The 1125-nt window shown below is 69.8% G+C and carries 2 protein-coding genes; both read right to left on the reverse strand.

Going from position 1 to position 1125, the window contains the following annotated elements; translation table 11 throughout:
• On the reverse strand, positions 1-203 hold a 203-nt coding region (locus KZA10_RS15790), incomplete at its 3' end, for a GntR family transcriptional regulator (protein ID WP_218683357.1).
• 34 nt (positions 204-237) lie between these two features.
• Positions 238-1125: DMT family transporter (locus KZA10_RS15795; RefSeq protein WP_218683358.1), on the reverse strand; the 888-nt coding region annotated here is incomplete at its 5' end.

Consider the following 1125-nt stretch of genomic DNA (forward strand, 5'->3'; position numbering starts at 1 on the left):
CGCGGCGACTGCTGCACGACGAGCCCATCCGCGATGAGTCGACGCAGCGCTTCACGCATCGGGGTGCGGCTCACACCCAGGCGCTCGGCCTGTTCGACCTCGCCGAGCACGAAACCGGCCGGGAGCGTGCCCGACTGGATGCCATCGAGCAGAGCCGCGTACGCGCGATCACTCGCGGAGGTGCGTTCCACGGCGAGGGTCATGCCCTCAGTGTATACATAAACCGAGATTGAAGGGTCAGAGTTCTTTCGTAGCGGGCTTCTCGTATACATTCTTCGCAGGAAGCGCCGGCACCCCCGCGGGCATCGGCTCGACGAATTCCGCCGCGACGGGCTCACCCAGCTTCACGACCACGACGCCCACGAGCACGAGCACGCCGCCGAGCGCCTGCAGCAGGTCGGGCAGCTGCCCGAGAAGCAGCCAGCCGAACAGCAGGGCCGCCACCACCTCGGCGAGTGCGACGAAGGAGGCGAGCCGCGAACCCAGCATCCGCGTGGAGGCGATGCCGAGCAGGTAGGCGAGCGCGGTCGCCACGACCCCCATCGCCAGCACCGGCACGAACCAGGGCACGCTGCCGAACCGGTACGCGATGTCGTCGGTGGTCCACGCGATCGGCAGCACGCCGATCGCACCGGCCACGGTGAGCCCGACCGCGCCGAGAAGCAGACCGCTCCCGGCGAGGGCGATGGGCGGCAGCCCGGTGTCGACCTTGGCCGAGAGCACGAAGTAGGTCGCCGCGCCCACCATCGCCCCGAGTGCCCACAGGATGCCGGCCACGTTCACGTCGGCCCCCGTGAGGATGTCGAGCATGAGCACGAGCCCGACGAAGGCGATGGCCGCGCCGAGGATGCTGCGGCGGGTCGGCCGTTCACCCCTTCGCAGCCACAGCCACAGCAGCACCGCGACCGGGGCGGTGTACTCGATGAGCAGAGCCAGACCCACGTCCATGACGGCCACGGCCTGGAAGTAGAAGAGCTGGGTCGCGGCGACAGCCAGCAGTCCGTAGGCGAGGATCATGCCGGCGTTGCGCCGCAGCAGCACCCACCGCCCTCGGAGGGACAGGATCGTCGGGATCAGCAGCACGAGAGCGGCCACCCAGATGCGGGCGGTCACGGCAGCCCCGGG

Origin of the sequence: Microbacterium sp. BF1, from assembly GCF_019279095.1 — a bacterium.
GTDB classification, from domain to species: Bacteria; Actinomycetota; Actinomycetes; order Actinomycetales; family Microbacteriaceae; genus Microbacterium; species Microbacterium maritypicum.